Annotated in this window: 12 protein-coding genes; 10 read left to right on the top strand and 2 right to left on the bottom strand. The window is 43.5% G+C overall.

Going from position 1 to position 17,474, the window contains the following annotated elements; genetic code table 11:
• The first annotated feature begins 99 nt into the window (after positions 1-99).
• On the top strand, positions 100-174 hold the full coding sequence (locus tag FKV70_RS26820; protein WP_231116782.1) for a YjcZ family sporulation protein: 75 nt from the start codon (positions 100-102) through the stop codon (positions 172-174).
• A 213-nt stretch (positions 175-387) separates the two neighbouring features.
• Here FKV70_RS26820 and FKV70_RS25295 read toward each other — a convergent pair whose 3' ends face one another.
• Positions 388-708 (bottom strand): hypothetical protein, encoded by a 321-nt coding sequence (locus tag FKV70_RS25295; RefSeq protein ID WP_063210214.1) that lies wholly within the window; start codon positions 706-708, stop codon positions 388-390.
• Between the two features lie 851 nt (positions 709-1,559).
• Positions 1,560-2,501, bottom strand: a complete 942-nt coding sequence (gene cysK, locus FKV70_RS25290) for a cysteine synthase A (RefSeq protein ID WP_142614917.1) — start codon at positions 2,499-2,501, stop codon at positions 1,560-1,562.
• A 471-nt stretch (positions 2,502-2,972) separates the two neighbouring features.
• Between cysK and FKV70_RS25285 the strand changes: the two genes are divergently transcribed.
• The 9 genes from FKV70_RS25285 to FKV70_RS25245 all read left to right on the top strand — a co-directional run.
• On the top strand, positions 2,973-3,608 hold the full coding sequence (locus FKV70_RS25285; protein ID WP_064796102.1) for an MBL fold metallo-hydrolase: 636 nt from the start codon (positions 2,973-2,975) through the stop codon (positions 3,606-3,608).
• Positions 3,609-3,928: 320 nt separating this feature from the next.
• The gene (loaP, locus tag FKV70_RS25280; RefSeq protein WP_063210219.1) at positions 3,929-4,450 is read left to right on the top strand and encodes an antiterminator LoaP; all 522 of its coding nucleotides are present in this window, start codon (positions 3,929-3,931) and stop codon (positions 4,448-4,450) included.
• A 135-nt stretch (positions 4,451-4,585) separates the two neighbouring features.
• A complete protein-coding gene (locus tag FKV70_RS25275; protein WP_142614916.1) occupies positions 4,586-5,347 on the top strand; it encodes a 4'-phosphopantetheinyl transferase family protein in 762 nt (253 codons plus the stop codon).
• A gap of 25 nt (positions 5,348-5,372) precedes the next feature.
• On the top strand, positions 5,373-5,612 hold the full coding sequence (locus FKV70_RS25270) for an acyl carrier protein (RefSeq protein ID WP_063210223.1): 240 nt from the start codon (positions 5,373-5,375) through the stop codon (positions 5,610-5,612).
• On the top strand, positions 5,590-6,837 hold the full coding sequence (locus FKV70_RS25265; protein WP_063210225.1) for a beta-ketoacyl synthase N-terminal-like domain-containing protein: 1,248 nt from the start codon (positions 5,590-5,592) through the stop codon (positions 6,835-6,837). Before FKV70_RS25270 ends, FKV70_RS25265 begins: the two co-directional genes overlap by 23 nt.
• A 15-nt stretch (positions 6,838-6,852) precedes the next feature.
• The gene (locus FKV70_RS25260; protein ID WP_064796094.1) at positions 6,853-8,115 is read left to right on the top strand and encodes a hydroxymethylglutaryl-CoA synthase family protein; all 1,263 of its coding nucleotides are present in this window, start codon (positions 6,853-6,855) and stop codon (positions 8,113-8,115) included.
• A complete protein-coding gene (locus FKV70_RS25255) occupies positions 8,112-8,873 on the top strand; it encodes an enoyl-CoA hydratase/isomerase (RefSeq protein WP_142614915.1) in 762 nt (253 codons plus the stop codon). The genes FKV70_RS25260 and FKV70_RS25255 overlap by 4 nt, the downstream gene beginning before the upstream one ends.
• Positions 8,874-8,919: 46 nt before the next feature.
• Positions 8,920-9,669 (top strand): polyketide synthase, encoded by a 750-nt coding sequence (locus FKV70_RS25250; RefSeq protein ID WP_063210231.1) that lies wholly within the window; start codon positions 8,920-8,922, stop codon positions 9,667-9,669.
• Between the two features lie 231 nt (positions 9,670-9,900).
• A partial coding sequence (locus tag FKV70_RS25245; protein ID WP_142614914.1) for a non-ribosomal peptide synthetase occupies positions 9,901-17,474 on the top strand: 7,574 nt, incomplete at its 3' end.

Genomic DNA, 17,474 nt, shown 5'->3' with positions numbered 1-17,474 from the left:
CACAATACGAATGGATACATATATTAAGGTGCACAACAAGTAAAGAAGGTTTAAGCTATGTGTGGATGTGACAACACAACTCCAACTCCGGTTGGTGGTATGTGGACTTCTACAGGAGCGATTTTAGTGCTCTTTATTTTGTTGGTTATAATCACTAGAGCAATGTGGGTTTAATTTTTTGATATCAGCTCCTAAAAACGTGTAACACCCTACTAGCCGAACTGGTAGGGTGTTTTTCTGTTTTGAGGAGTGCCTTTATAATAAACGTATCTGGTTCGATCGGTTTCTAATCGATGAGCGATTTCAGAGAAAGGGCTTGGGCAAATATTATATGGAAAAGCTCTGCTAACCTTAATTGGTCAGTAGAGCTTTTACTGTTCACGCCTCTTATAGTGTATCAAGGTATTCTTTCTGGAAGTTGATAAAATCTTGCACACTATCGTGATAGGTAAATCGACCGCCATTTTTATCAATAATCCAGTTGATCTTTTCGTCATTTAACAAGACTCCATACATGCAATGATGAAGCAGTTCAATTTGCTTTTCATCCCTAATTCTGATCAGGTGTTTTTCTTGTTCGTCAATGAGGTACCATTTCGTTTCTGCTTCATCTACATCCGCATCCACATACAGTATTGATACCGACAAGGGGAACGGCCAGTGAAACCATTGTTCTCGTTTGTCTTCTCCATAACCTTCAAATGCCATGGTTATTTCCTCCTACTTGGATAATTTCCTGAAAGTTTAAATGTATCTAATGTGCTGCAGCCTTTGGTATCTTGGCACCAATGTGGTGAATGAACGCTATTGGGGTTGGCTGAAACTGCGATGCGTCTGTTTAGGCTGAGTTAATCGGGGGGCCGATTTTATTGTAAATCCCTCATTTGCTCAATTTGTAAAGGCAAGGCTGGTTCAAGGGATAATTTTAGGTAGCCCCTTTTAGCAATGGATGACGAAGGCATTTAGGAATATACACATTAAATGTACTGCTGTTCTTCTCTTATCCTACTGGCTCAGGAATATCGCCCCCATAATCTTCCCCTGGCTTCACGTGCGCTGTCGTAAACTTCTGCAAAACGGAAACGCCAGGTAACTAAGAAGTTGAATGCTTTGGTGCCTGTTATTGAACGCTAATATGAATACTCTACAATGATTCTGCTGAGCGAAGACGGGTACGCTCTATATTGTAATCATAGAAGGCTGGGATGGTGACCAAAAGATCATTACATTTCCTCATCTGAAAATAGGCATTTTACGATATTAAACCTCGAATGATCTGGAGTTTAGAGGCTACATATAGAGGAGGGGAACTTAAGGGTAACGGTAACGATGTATAACACCCGCATCAAGTTAATGAACGAGGCTTACAGATTGGTACAAGACTACTATGGAGGAGGCCACTTTTACAGAAAAAGCCTGATGAGCTCCAACGATATCGCGCTGTGCCAAGATAACGTTTACTTCGCTAGCGAAAAAAGGAATCAATTCGTTCTATGGCTCTTGCTTGTCGCGCCTGGAAACATAACAAAAGAGGCAGGGGGGTTCCTGCCCTCGGCGTTTTATAATTCTACGTCTGAGAAAAGCGGAGTGGACAAATAACGCTCACCTGTATCAGGCAATATAACGACGATCGTCTTGCCTCTGTTTTCCGGAAGCTTCGCAATTTGTGTTGCTGCATAAACCGCAGCCCCCGAAGAAATACCAACAAGCAATCCTTCTGTTTTGGCAAGCAGGCGTGCAGTTTCATACGCATCTTCGTTTTTAACTTTGAAAACCTCATCCACATATTCATCATTAAAGTTATTTGGAATAAAACCAGCACCGAGTCCTTGTAGTTGATGTGGCCCTGGAGTACCGCCAGACAGCACGGGTGAATCGAACGGTTCGACGGCTATCACTTTTACAGAAGGTTTTCGTTCCTTCAATACTTGTCCAACACCCGAAATCGTTCCACCTGTACCTACGCCCGCGATAAAAATATCTACACTGCCGTCTGTATCCTGCCAGATTTCCTCTGCTGTAGTTTTGCGATGAATTTCTGGATTGGCAGGATTGCTGAATTGCTGTGGTATGAAAGAGTTCGGTGTTTCCGCAGCCAAGAGCTCAGCACGCTTGATAGCGCCTCTCATCCCCTCGGATCCCGGAGTTAACACAAGCTCAGCACCAAACGCAGACAAAAGCTTGCGACGTTCGATACTAAATGTTTCAGGAAGTGTAATTATAAGTTTATATCCAAGAGGCGCAGCTGCAAATGCAAGTCCGATCCCAGTATTGCCACTTGTCGGCTCGATAATAATGGAGTCTTTATTGATTAAGCCTTTCTCCTCAGCGTCTTTAATCATAGCATATCCAATTCGGTCCTTAACGCTCCCGGCCGGATTTAAATATTCCAACTTTGCTACTACGTGTGCCTCAATATTTTGGATTTGGCTGTAGTTTAACAGTGCTAACAAAGGGGTATTTCCAATTAATTCTGTCAACTTCTGATGAATTTTAGTCAAACTTATCCCTCCAAACAATTAATTCATATCTACTTACTGTGACATAGATATTATCACGAATTTGTCTGCATAACCATGTCCTGTTAATTCATAATGCGGAGCAGGAACAGATGGAGACAGTCTAATGGTGTTTATTTGTTTTTAAATTCAGAAAATAGCGCTCAGACAACTCTATAAAAGCAAAATCTTGTAACAGAGGGCCGAGGCCTTTCTATTGCATAAGTTGCTATAATCATTGATACAGCAACTTTCGACAAAAGACTTTAGAGGCAAGAAGTATTCCGAAAAGGGCAAAAATGCTTGTTATTCAGGAACTCTTAGCAAAGACTGCAGCATAAGTGATGCAGATCAATTCAGCCGCATTTGAACAGTAAATTTTACGTACAAATTTGGAGTGGGTCATGGGAAGGTGGGTTCAGTGAAGCTGATATGAGTCTGACGTACCATATGGAACAGTTAAGAGTCCGTTCTATGAATTTCATTAACTATGTATATATTGTAATGGATAAGAATACAGGCGACATTGCTATTGTCGATCCGTCATGGGATTTATTGAAAATAGAGTCATATCTTCATCGGTTGAATGGTAATCTCAAAGCCATACTATTAACCCATTCACATTTAGATCATGTTAATCTGGTAAATCCGCTTCTGGAAAAGTACAACCCCCACGTATTCATGTCCATACAAGAAATCGATTTTTACCACTTTAGATGTAAAAATTTACATCCTATTAAAGACAGGGACCTTATCAAGCTTGGAGATACGGAAATTATAAGTCTTATGACCCCAGGACATACGGTGGGAAGTGTATGCTATCATTTATCAAATCACTTATTTACAGGAGATACTGTTTTTATTGAAGGATGTGGCTTTTGTGATCCGAATGGAGGCGATCCGAAAGACTTATATAATAGCATTCAAAAAATAAAGCGAAAGGTTGATAGCTCCGTTCAAATTTATCCTGCTCATTCATATGGGAAAGCACCTGGTTTCCCACTCAGTCACCTTATGGATGAAAATATTTATTTTCAATTTACGAGTATGGAGACGTTTGTTAATTTCAGAATGCGTCCCAACCAAATAGGTCTATTCAATTTCAAATGAGCGGGTAAAAGTGGTGAGTTTTAAAGGGTGAAAAGGCTCTTCATCCCCAAAAGATAGACTTCGTTGTTGCCAAAATGGCAATTGACACGGTTTGAGCAGAGGATTATAATGGAATTATATTATTCCAGTTATATGATTATATGAAAAATAAAGGAACTTGTTACGGTTAATCGCTGGCGGGTCACGTTAACCACTAATGAGGGATATAGCGTGAGAGAATGTAGCTTATCAAGCAGGATAAGTGAAAGGGCGAAGCTATGTTATATACTGGCAGCAGACATAATAGGAGTTGCAGTATGTTTTGTTAGGAGATGAGCGAAGTGAATTGGTACGTACTTTTTGTACGAACGGGCAGGGAAGAAAGAGTTAAACAACTATTTAATAAGTGGTTTGATTCTGAAGATTACAAACCATTTATACCGCTCCAAGAGAGGCTATTTAAAGTAGCAGGAACAGTCAAGAAAGAATTAGCACCTTTGTTCCCCAGTTATGTATTTATTGAGTCGAACTTACCTGACTTGCAGTTCGTAACAAGTACAAATTCAATGATTTACACTTCCAGTGATATCATTCGTTTATTGAGATATTCGAAGTTAGAAGCTTCCATGCGAAATTGCGAGAGACAAGTTTTAGAGAGTTTATGCAATGATAGATATTGTATAGAATCCTCAATTGGAATTATTGAAGGAGACAAGATATGTATCATAGATGGACCGCTTAAAGGAAGAAGCAGCATAGTAAAAAAGATAGACAGACATAAAAGACAGGCAGTTATTCAGTTAGAATTTATGGGTGATATCAGACTAGTGAACGTAGCTTTAGAAATTATCAGTAAAGTTTAAATAGAACAATCTTTGGGGATATTCTTCTCCAAGTGGAAGCTTTCAGAGCCCTTAAAGGGAATTGAAGGTTTTTTTTGGTTTGAGCGTTTGATTCCATTTTGGTAAGAAGCTGTCTACTTATAGGAGGACATGCACGTGGTCTTGTATACGGAACAGCTCATGTTGAAGCGGGAAGAGACTGTGATGAAGGCAGCTGTCAGTATTGTGCATGCAGTTTGCCATGCCGGCGCTTCTCTCGATTCGGAGATGTTTCATCCAGAAGAGTGTAGCTACTTCGAGAGCCTGCTATTCCAGCGTCGAAAAGCCAACTTTATGCTCGGCAGGCTAAGTGCAAAACAAGCAGCATCGGTGCTGTTAAGCGAGCCGAACCTGCGCAACATAAGCGTGGAGACAGGTGTTTTTGGCCAGCCCTTGCTTCGAGCTACCGCTGCCCCCGGCTACCAAGTGAGCATTGCCCACTGTGATGATATTGGGACCGCTGTTGTTTTTCCAGAAGCACATCCTATGGGCATTGATATTGAGAAGATCAATCCCGGTCGAATTAAGACTATGGAAAGCCTACTGACGATGGAGGAAAGGGAAAGGATCGCAGCTGTCCGAGGAATAGAGGAGTACTCCGTTTTAGTGACGGTTTCTTGGACGGTAAAGGAGGCGATTTCGAAAATATTGCGCACTGGCTTTACAGCATCATCGCAAGTGCTTGAAATTAACGAGATCAGACTTCAAGGTGGATGCTTCCGGAGTACATTTTCGCATTTCCCACAATATGCTGCCCAGTCGTATCGGTTGGGTAACTACATCTTTACTATTGTAGCGCCGAGAAAGACGGAATGGAGTATGAACATGTCTCGAATATGTGAGCCATTTAATCCGCTTTTTCATCAAAGATGTCTGTAAATAATTCAATTTTGGGAGGGTAAACATGCATAAAGAAGAAGTATTTGAAATCGTTAAACGTTGTATTTGCGAGGTGCTTCCGGAGTTAAAGGATCACCCGTTCCATTATGAGGATCGTTTGGTGGATTTGGGTGCAGATTCGGTAGATCGAGCCGATATTGTAATGAAAACAATGGAAGCACTATCTCTTAATATTCCTCGCGTTGAGTTATCTGGCGTGAAAAATGTAGGAGAATTGACGGATGCGCTCTATGCCAAATTATAAAGAGCCTGAGTTGGTTATTACGGGAGTTGGTGTTACTTCGTCGATTGGCCAAGGGAAGACTGCCTTTGCTTCGGCGCTGTTCAAAGGGCAACATGCATTTGGAGTGATGCAACGTCCAGGCAGAAAAGGGGAAGCATCATTTATAGGTGCGGAGCTGCCTTCTCTGTCTTATCCGGAGGCCATTTCCAAACGATTGTTGCGAACCGCATCATTATCGGGGCAGGTGGCAATGGTTACCCTTCAAGAGGCCTGGGATGATGCTCAGTTGGATCACGTCGACCCAAGCCGGATTGGACTGGTGATTGGAGGCTCCAATTTTCAGCAACGGGAATTATACCAAACCTATGAAACTTATCGTGAAAAAATGTACTTTGTACCTCCGACCTATGGGCTTTCCTTTATGGATACTGATTTGTGTGGACTATGTACCGAGCAATTCGGCATCCAAGGGTTAGCATATACTATCGGAGGGGCTTCCGCGAGTGGACAAGTCGCCATCATTCAAGCGATGGAGGCGATTCAAGCGAATCGGGTCGATGTGTGTATTGCGATGGGGGCGTTGATGGATATTTCGTATTTGGAATGCCAGGCACTGCGGTCCTTGGGAGCGATGGGAAGCGACCGATATGCTGATGAACCAGCTATGGCATGTCGCCCCTTTGACCAGATGCGCGACGGGTTCATATATGGGGAATCCTGCGGAGTTATCGTCATAGAGCGCTCGGATTTTGCAATGAAGCGTCAGGGGAAGTCCTATGCAAAGCTTACAGGCTGGGACATGGGGATGGATCGGAACCGCAACCCCAATCCCTCTTATGAAGGCGAGGTTCGAGTGATTAAAAGGGCCTTGGAGAAGGCAAAGCTGTCGCCGGAAAAAATTGATTATATTAATCCTCATGGGACAGGCTCAGTAGTTGGCGATGAGATCGAAATAAAAGCAATACAGGATTGTAATCTATCACACGCTTATATCAACGCAACCAAATCCATTATCGGCCATGGCCTGAGTGCAGCCGGGACGGTTGAAATTATTGCTACTCTTTTACAGATGAAGGAGTCGAGACTTCATCCTACGCGTAATTTGGAGGGGCCTATCGGAGTGAATTGCAACTGGGTGAAAAATGAGCCTATTCCAGCAGTTATTCACAATACGATAAATCTGAGCATGGGGTTTGGCGGAATCAATACGGCCATTTGTATGCAAAAATATGAGTCGGGTATTTAAGAAAGGGGGAGCATTATGGTATTGGTAGGAATTGAGGCGATGAACGTGTTTGGGGGCTCAGCCTATCTGGATGTCATGCAATTAGCACAGCACAGGCAGTTGGACCCTGCGAGATTTGAAAATTTATTAATGAAAGAAAAGGCAGTTGCCCTGCCCTATGAAGATCCGGTTACCTTCGGAGTCAATGCGGCAAAACCGTTGGTAGACGCTCTCTCTGAAGCGGAAAAAAACCGTATCGAAATGCTTATAACCTGTACAGAATCAGGGATTGATTTTGGAAAATCAATCAGTACATACATTCACCACTATTTGGGACTCAACCGAAATTGTAGGCTATTTGAACTCAAGCAAGCCTGCTATTCAGGTACCGCCGGATTCCAAATGGCGGTGAATTTTATTTTATCCCAGGTCTCGCCAGGCGCCAAAGCACTTGTTATTGCCAGTGATATCTCACGATTTATTGCTGCTGAAGGCGGGGATGTTTTGAGTGAGGATTGGTCTTACGCCGAACCAAGCGGAGGGGCAGGAGCTGTGGCCATGCTCATTAGTGAAAACCCTCATATATTCCAAGTCGATGCGGGTGCTAATGGATATTATGGCTATGAGGTAATGGATACTTGTCGGCCGATACCAGATAGCGAGGCCGGAGATGCAGACTTGTCTTTAATGTCCTATCTGGACTGCTGCGAGCAAGCGTTTTTGGAATATCAGAAACGGGTACAAGGAGTGGACTATAAAGATACCTTCCAGTATCTTTCCTTCCATACCCCATTTGGTGGAATGGTAAAAGGAGCACATCGAACAATGATGCGACGGATGACTCAGGCCAAACCAAATGAGATTGAGGCAGATTATATACAACGTGTAAAGCCCGGATTGGAGTATTGTCAACGAGTCGGCAATATTATGGGAGCGACCTTGTATCTGTCCTTGGCAGGTACGATTGATAAGGGGACATTTGATTCTCCGAAGCGGATTGGCTGCTTTTCCTATGGATCAGGCTGCTGCTCGGAATTTTATAGCGGGGTGGTCATGCCGCAAAGCCAGGAATATCTACGTCGTTTTGAGATCGAACGTAATTTGGATGACCGCTACCAATTATCCATGGATGAATATGAATCCTTGCTGAAAGGCAGTGGCGCTGTACGTTTTGGAACCCGCAATACCAAACTTGATTTTCAATTGGTTCCTGGAGTGATCGATTCCGGGAAAGGGAGACAACGATTATATCTGGAGGAAATCTATGAATTTCACCGCAAATATCGGTGGGAATCATGAATTATCAAACGATTCAGGTTCGGTTTCAAGAATCGATTTGTTACTTACGGTTTTACCGACCAGAGGCAAATAACACAATAAATAATACCCTTATTGAGGAATGCATGTATGTGCTTGCACTGTGTGAGGAGTCGGTTACGATCGTTGTTTTGGAAGGTCTACCGGAGGTGTTCTGTCTTGGAGCGGATTTTCAAGGAATGTACGAAAAAATGGCAAATGAACATGAGCATGTACAGAATCCAGAACCTCTATATGATCTGTGGTTAAAACTGGCGACAGGTCCCTATATCACGATTTCTCATGTGCGAGGAAAGGCAAACGCTGGCGGCATTGGATTTATTGCTGCCAGCGATATTGTGATAGCAGATCAGACAGCACAGTTCAGTCTGTCGGAATTGTTATTTGGGCTTTTACCTGCTTGTGTTCTTCCCTTTTTAGTACGCAGAGTTGGATTCCAAAAAGCGAATTATTTGACATTAATGACACAGCCGATTAGGGTTGAGCAGGCTCTTACATGGGGGTTAGTCGATGCATATGATGCCCAGAGTGATACGGTGCTGCGCAAGCATTTATTACGCCTCAGACGATTGTCCAAAACGGGTATTTTACGCTACAAACGCTTTATGGACAAACTTAGCGATTTGCGTCAGTATAAATCACTGGCGCTGGCGTCCAATCAGGAGGTGTTTTCAGACGCTCAAAATCTGAAGGGCATTTTCCGATATGTCGAAACAGGTCAATTTCCGTGGATGGACTGATGGGCGTTTGCCACAAGACGGGATGCTTAGGGGGAAGTAGATCATCATGTCACAATCTGTGGTTGAGTTACTTGAGATCGAGCGAGGGATTATTCAAGTAACAATGCAAGATAGAGTTCATAAAAATACCTTTACACTTGAAATGACGCATGGACTTAGAGAAGCGTTCCATACGATCCAGAATGACTCGACCTGCAAAGTCGTAATTCTAACAGGGTATGACAACTACTTTGCCACTGGTGGGACGCAAGAAGGACTATTGGCTATACATGAAGGAACATCGAAGTTTACTGATGAAAATATTTACTCTCTGGCATTGAACTGCAAAGTTCCAGTGATAGCTGCCATGCAGGGCCATGCGGTTGGTGGGGGCTTTGTCATGGGGCTATTTTCTGATTTCGTAATCCTGAGTAAGGAAAGTATGTACACGACTAATTTTATGAGATATGGATTCACACCAGGAATGGGCGCGACGTTCATTATTCCTCAAAAACTAGGGTTCAGCCTGGGAGAAGAATTATTGTTAAATGGGGGGAATTACCGAGGCGCAGAACTGGAGAAGCGGGGAGTGCCGTTTCCAGTTCTGCCTCGCAAAGAAGTGAGGAGCTATGGATTGGATCTTGCTAGACAGCTGGCCGAGAAACCCAGATTTTCATTAATCACATTAAAGGATCATCTAGTTGCTCCACTCCGGGACAAGCTCCCCAAAATCGTAGAACAAGAGCTGATTATGCATGAGAAGACCTTTCATCAAGCCGAGGTTAAAGAACGAATCATCAACCTGTTTGGAAAATAATAATTTTTTCACATCCTTATTTATTTATATTTGTTGGCGCTTTTACGGTTTTTCATGGGGATCTGGAAACGAGTGTGAAAGGGGCGCATAGCCTTTCTCATCACTCGTTTTTCTTTGCTACTTTCGTTAGGCAACGTTTCAAGCGTGAAACAGCAGCTCAAAATAGACATCGTGATAAGCACTTAGCTCATGCTGTATTTAAATTTTGTGGTTTGAGGAGTTGGTGGATGAATGACACGTAAACATGATCAAAGATCAGACTTTAATATCCCGATCGTTTCTTTTATGGAAACTTGCCGGCAATTTCCTGAAACAGAGTTGTTTACTTTTGAGAATGAAGGAGAGCGTCCTCACGTTCTTACGGGGACCACGCTTTTGCTGCAAGTGCAAACTTTGAGCAACATTCTAATGAAAGAACTGGCTGCGCAGGAAAGAGCGCTCCTTGTATTTTCTCAGGGTCTGGGATATATCAGCAGCATGCTGGCATGTTTTTATGCAAACATCGTAGCCATCCCTACACCCATTACAGCAGCAGAGCCAGATGAAAAAATGCTTGAGAAAATAAAGCCTATTCAAACGGATTCCGGGGCTGTATGTATCATAACAGATACTGCCTTCAAAGCTTATCTTCAAACACAACCGGAGTATAGAACGTTTCGTATCCTAAATATTGATGAGATTCTTCAAAAGAGCGCTGCCCACATAGATATAAAGATGAGATTGCCAGCACCTGAAGATATGGCCCTTTTGCTGTACACATCAGGCTCTACATCTCTGCCTAAAGGTGTAATTCTCAGCCATAGATGTTTGATGAATCAGGTTAAGGCTGAGCAATGGAGAATTGACCAAAATAGCCGTATCGTTTCCTGGATGCCGCAATTCCATGCTTTTGGATTGCAAAATAATATCTTGGTACCGCTATTGAATGGCGCCTCAAGCATTATTCTCCCGCCAGAAAGCTTTGCTAAAAATCCGGAGCACTGGATTCAGATGATTGACAAGTATCAGGCTACCCATACGGCTGCGCCAAACTTTGCATTCGATTACTGCTGCTCCACCTTGGACGTAGCTTCACTACAGGAATATTCCCTACACCATCTCGAAGCTATTATATGTGCAGGTGAACCCATTCGGAAGGAGAGTTACGAAAAATTCGTCCATAACTTCCGGGTATTAGGGCTTAAAGAAAATATATTTTGTCCTCTTCTCGGCTTATCCGAGTTGTGTCCTGTTACCAGTGTAAAACCGGGTCAGTCGATAAGATTTCTTAATTTGGATATAGCTAGCTTGGAGCAAAGAAGAGTCCAATACACTGATGAGAAGAACCCTTCGAAGTCCGTTGTTAGCTGCGGGGAGATCGAAGCTCCGACAGAAATACGGATTGTTCATCCTGAAAGTCATATGCAATGTCTACCAGAGGAAATTGGAGAAATTTGGATTAAATCTGATCGGACGGCAGAGGGCTATTTAAACAGGAAGGAAGAAACGGACAGTACTTTTGAGGCGGTACTTTCTACTACACATGAAGGTGGTTTTTTCCGTACAGGAGACCTTGGTTTTATTGCGGACAATCATATCTATGTCATCGGCAGAGAGAAAGAAGTCATTATCATTCGCGGCAAAAATCATCATGCTGTCGATATTGAATGGACCATCCAAAAGAATATACCGGAGCTGACCTTATCTATCGCTGTATTTTCCACCGAAATCAATGGTCAGGAAAAAGTAATCGTCGTACAGGAGATTGAAGCACCTCTTCATGAGCAGGAATATAAACGACTGGTCGAAAACATGCTGAACGCTGTATCTGGGACGCATCAACTTGAGATCTATGATATATATTTGCTGCCAAAAGGGAGTATTCCCAAAACGGGGAGCGGGAAAATCCAAAGAAAGGTTTGCTGTAATGCTTACATCAAACAAGAGCTTAGGGCGCTTTATCAATATCGGAGTACCCTCTCAACAGCGCATTCGGGTATTGGAGCAACGGATGCTACTGTAGACGCTGTTTCGTTGATACAGCTGAAGATTCAGGAATATATGGTGCAATTTTTGCATCGAGAACTGAATTTGGAGCCCGAGGCAATGGATTTGAATAAAAATATTCACGGCTACGGCATCGATTCCATACTTGTCATGAAGCTCATACGAGGCATTGAAAAATCTTACTCAATTGAGGTTAATGCAAGAGAAATTCTAGAATACCCGACAATCCAACTACTATCGGCTTATTTAGCCAAAAAGATTGAAAAAGATAAACCGGTTGTACAGGCCGAGACCGAGACAATCCGGCACGGTTTGCAATGGAATCCACTTTCTGAAGTTCAAAAAGGGCTGTGGTTATTACATAAAATGTCTCCTGAAATGAATGCTTACAATATACCAGTATGTCTCCGGTTTAATACGAAAGTCGAGATCGAGAACATTAAACATGCTTTCCACACCGTCTTAGAACAATATCCTATTCTAAAAAGTGTGATTGAAGAGGTAAACGGGACTCCTTATCAAAAGCTGGAGTCTGCTCAGCCGTTCAATTTACAGGTTGAGGATATTTCAAGCTTGAAAACGGATGAAATCATTCCCTTTATTCGGAGCAAGGCAAAGCAGCCATTCGCGTTGGAACAGGACCCTTTGATGCGTGTTTATCTGATGTCCAGGTCCGAACAAGAACATTTTATACTTGTGGTCATCCATCATATTATTTTTGATGGTAGTTCTTTCGTCTTTTTTATTCAAAGCTTTTTAGATGCATATAAAGACTCGGTACAAGGAAAGAGACCCGTCATTTTACCACCTGCCGCGAGCTATAACGACTTTGTGGAATGGGAACAAACGATGCTGGCGAGTGTAGAAGGGGAGAAGTATTTTTCCTATTGGAAGCAACAGCTGTCGGATACTTTACCGACCCTAGAGCTTCCATATAACCGCTCAGGTTTGCTGAGTCCGAGCATGGAAGGACAAACATACACCAAGCGGCTTCCGGTCGATTGGGTCAATCGGGTAAAATCTTTTGCCCGCACACAATATATGAGCTTGTCTACCGTTTTGTTAGGTATGTATGTGATATTGCTTAACCAGTATTCGAGACAGAAAGATATTATTGTTGGCCTGCCAGTTATGGTACGACCAGAGGAGCGTTTTGACCAATTAATCGGATATTTTGTTAACATGCTTCCAATACGCAGCCAAGTGTCGGAAACAGAGACATTCCAGGATTTTATGAAAAAATTGCAAATCACCGTAGTCAATGGGATGGATCATGCTTCTTATCCTTTTCCGGCTATGGTTCGAGCATTAAATGTGCCGCGTCTGCTGGCGAGTTCGCCAGTTTTCCAAACAGTTTTTTCCTACCAAAACTTTCTGCAAACTTCAAGCTTGCAGCAGCTTTGTGTGCCGTATCGCGATAGCTTTACCGTTGAGTTGGTAGAGGAAATTCACCAGGAAGGTGAATATGAACTGGTATTGGAGCTATTGGAGCAGGAAGAAGAGATGACATTAAATATCAAATATCGTTCCGGTTTGTTCGATGAAGCAACCATCGTACAGATGGCTGAGCGTTACATCGGATTAGCGGAAGCACTAATGAGTAATCCTGCAGGGGCCCTGCAGGATTGCTCATTACTATTGCAAGAGGAAAAGAACAGCATCCTTTATGACTGGAATGCGACTGAAATAAGTTATCCAGATAAATGCTTCCCTGAATTATTCATAAAACAGGCAAGGAAAACGCCTGACGCTATTGCAGTCGTGTATGAAGAGCAATCTCTTACCTATCGGGAATTAAAAGAAAAGAGCACTTTGCTCGCCCTACATTTACAAAATCAGGGCGTGATTCCTGATACGCTGGTAGGAATTTTCATGGAACGGTCTTTAGAGATGGTCATTGGGCTGTTGGGAATCCTTCTGGCAGGAGGAGCCTATGTGCCGCTTGATCCGGACTATCCGGAGGATCGATTGGAGTATATGCTTCAGGATTCCAATGCATCCCTTGTCATTACGCAATCGGAATTATTGGAAACAGTGTCTCGGCTGGCAGGGAGTCATGTGAACTGCATTGTTCTTGATAACGATTGGGATCAACTGGAAAGTAGTGTAAAGGGAAGAAAGACACTCAAACGGCAAGTACAGCTTAGCCATTTGGCATATGTGATATATACCTCTGGAAGTACAGGGAAACCTAAAGGTGTCATGATCCCGCACAAAGCGTTGACCAACTTTCTTCTTTCCATGGGAGAAAAGCCAGGCATAACAGAGCAGGATAAACTGCTTGCTGTGACAACGTATTGCTTTGATATCGCGGGACTTGAATTATATCTGCCCTTGATTAAAGGCGCTCAATGTTATGTTTGCAGTTCTGAAAAAGCCAAGGATGTTGAAAGACTCAAGCAGGAGATTCAAACAATAAAACCGACAATGATGCAGGCTACTCCTGTGACTTGGACGATGCTGTTTCAAGCTGGCTGGAAGAATGAAGAAAATATGAAAATCCTCTGTGGCGGAGAAGCACTTTCGGAAACATTGAAATCTTATTTTGTGCATAACAACGGTGAGGCATGGAATATGTTCGGTCCGACTGAGACGACGATTTGGTCTACAATTCAGCCGATTACTGCCGACAAGCCGACTTCGATCGGTAAGCCTATTGCTAACACCCAGATTTATATTTTGGATCAGCATCTTAGACTTGTGCCTGCTGGGTTTCCGGGTGAGCTTTTCATTTCGGGTAGTGGCTTGGCCAGAGGTTATTTAAATCTGCCGGTGCTTACGGATGAAAAGTTTATTGACAATCCATTCAAGCCCGGAACTAAGCTCTATAGAACTGGAGATTTATGCAAGTGGCTTTCTGACGGCTCTATTGAGTATTTGGGTCGGATGGATTATCAAGTGAAAATTCGCGGGTTTCGGATTGAGCTGAGTGAAGTTGAAGGTCAGGTCAGAACATATCCAGGAATTGATGAATGTGTCGTGGTTGTCAAGGAACAAGGAGGGGATAAGCAACTTGTTGCCTACTATTTGCGGAACGACTCCGAGTTCGGGAATTCCTCACTTGACCCAAATGAAGTGCGAAAATATTTAAAAACACTCTTGCCTTATTATATGATTCCAGCATTCTTTATCGAACTGGACAAGCTTCCATTGACCCCGAATGGAAAAATAGACCGGAAGGAATTAAGGAGCCGCAGGGTCGAACTCGCTACAGCAACAAGAAAAATCCATTTGCCGCAATCAGATGTTGAACATCAAGTTTTAACAATATGGAAAAAGCTTTTGGATGTCGATCATCTAAGTACAGATGATGCCTTTTTCGACGTGGGTGGAAATTCTTTTACAGCCGCAGAGATGGTTAGCAAGATCAAGGACAAGCTGGAATGCGATATTTCGGTGACAGCCCTGTTCAAGTATCCAACGATTAAGGAGCTTAGTGCCTATATTACGAAAGTAAATGGCGAAGCCCCAGCTTTTGCAGCAGAACAAACAGATACCGCTGAAAACACCATTTCACAGAGAATAGACTCGAAGGAAGATGAACATAAACCAGCCTACCCTGATTATTATGAGGATAGCATTGCAATCATAGGAATTTCATCCCATTTCCCGGGTGCAAAAAACCACGTTGAGTTTTGGAGCAATCTGAGGGCAGGGGTGGAAAGTGTCCGCTACTTTTCCGAAGAGGAACTAGCTCAATTAGGGTTGGAGAGAGAGATTATCGAGCATCCCAACTATGTGTCTGGACAATGTACGATTGAGGGGAAAGAGTATTTCGACCCTGAGTTTTTTAACTTGTCCCAAAAAAATGCTGAATTTATGGACCCTCAGATGAAATTGCTGCTACAGCATGCATGGAAGGCTGTTGAAGATGCTGGTTATGTTTCTAAAGAAATTCCTGAAACCAGTGTGTATATGTCGGCGAGCAGTAGCTTTTATCAAGCATTTATTCCTAATTTGGCATCGCAGTCGCCTAATGTCCTGAGAAATGCCGATGAATATGTAACCTGGATTTTGGCACAGGGCGGGACCATTCCTACTATGATCTCTCATAAATTGGGATTTAAGGGTCCCAGTCTATTTGTGCACTCGAACTGTTCTTCCTCGTTAGTCGGACTGCGTCTAGCTTCGCAGAGCCTGCTATCTGGTGAATCAAAATACGCGTTAGTTGGAGCGTCAACAATCTTTCCTTTCAACAGCTTAGGCTATGTATATCAGCCTGGCTTGAACTTTTCTAGTGATGGTCATATTAGAGCTTTTGATGATTCGGCAGACGGAATGATTGGCGGAGAAGGGGTTGGAGTTGTTCTGCTGAAAAAAACGCTGGATGCCGTTAGAGACGGTGACCATATTTATACGATTTTACGAGGGGTTAGCGTGAATAACGATGGGACTGACAAACTGGGGTTTTATGCTCCAAGTGTTAAGGGTCAGTCTGAAGTTATTCAGAAGACGATCGAATCAACTGGAATTCATCCTGAAACGATCAGTTATATTGAGACACACGGAACCGGAACCAAATTGGGCGATCCGGTTGAATTTGCTGCCCTGAATGATACATTCAGGCAGTACACGGACAAAAAACAATTTTGTGGTATTGGATCGGTCAAAACCAATATCGGACATTTGGACACTGCAGCAGGTTTGGCGGGGTGCATTAAAGTCGCTTTAAGCTTATACCATAATGAGATTCCTCCTACGCTTAATTACGATAAACCCAATACCGATATCCATTTGTCTGAATCGCCTTTTTATGTCGTTGATAAACTGCGGAAATGGGAACATGCTTCGGCTCCCCATCGGGCGGCGTTAAGCTCCTTTGGCATAGGGGGAACGAATGCTCATGCCATTTTCGAACAATTTATAGCCCATGAGAAACCGGAAGGCTCTAAATCCAGTTTGATGAACGATGCTGCTGACTATCTTATTCCTTTGTCTGCCAAAAATGATCAGCGCCTTAAGGCATATGCTGGGGACCTCTCGGCTTTCTTGACAGCTTCTCAAGAAGTAGATTTGTCGGATGTATCTTTTACGCTTCAAACAGGACGAATGGCAATGAAATGTCGGGTAGCGTTTATCGTCAAGAATACGAGCGAACTGGTGCAAAAACTGGAATCGTTCGCGAATGGACAAGAACATATCGAGAATTGCTGGCGGGCAGAACATAATCAGCAAGATCCAGTGCAATGGTTTGAGCAGGAAGAAGTGTTCAAGGAATTAGTGAGCAAATGGATCTTAAATCGTGAGATGAACAAGTTGGCAGAGCTATGGGCCAAAGGCTTCTATATCGATTGGAAATTACTATATTACGATGTGCGGCCGAAAAGAATCAGTTTGCCTACGTATCCTTTTGCTCAGCAACGCTGCTGGGCTCCTGAGGTGGAGGCTGGAGCAGCCAAGGTCAGAGCAGCAGCGGAAGCCCCTGTGGCTGCAGCTAGCCATACCCTGCTGCTGGAGCCAGTTTGGAAGGAGCAGGACGTGCCGCTGAAGGTCGAAGCACCTGTCTATGACCGCCGTATCATTTTGCTGTGTGAGCCGGACGAAGCTTTATCTGAACGGCTCGAAGCACGAGTGAACGGAGCAGCACAGGTCTTGGCCTTCACATCCGGGAAAAGCCGGGTGGATGAGCGGTTTCAGGCCTATGCAGTGCACGCCTTTGAGAGCATCCAAGGCCTACTCAAAGACAAGCCTGCCGGAAGGGTGCTGGTCCAGCTTGTCGTGGCGGCGGCTGGAGAAGGGCAGCTTTTCTCAGGACTTTCGGGTCTGCTGAAGACCGCTAGGCTGGAAAATCCAAAACTCATCGGCCAATTGATCGAAGT

This window comes from Paenibacillus ottowii, from assembly GCF_006874425.1.
Classification (GTDB): domain Bacteria; phylum Bacillota; class Bacilli; order Paenibacillales; family Paenibacillaceae; genus Paenibacillus; species Paenibacillus ottowii.
This window is presented reverse-complemented; position numbering and strand designations above follow the sequence as displayed.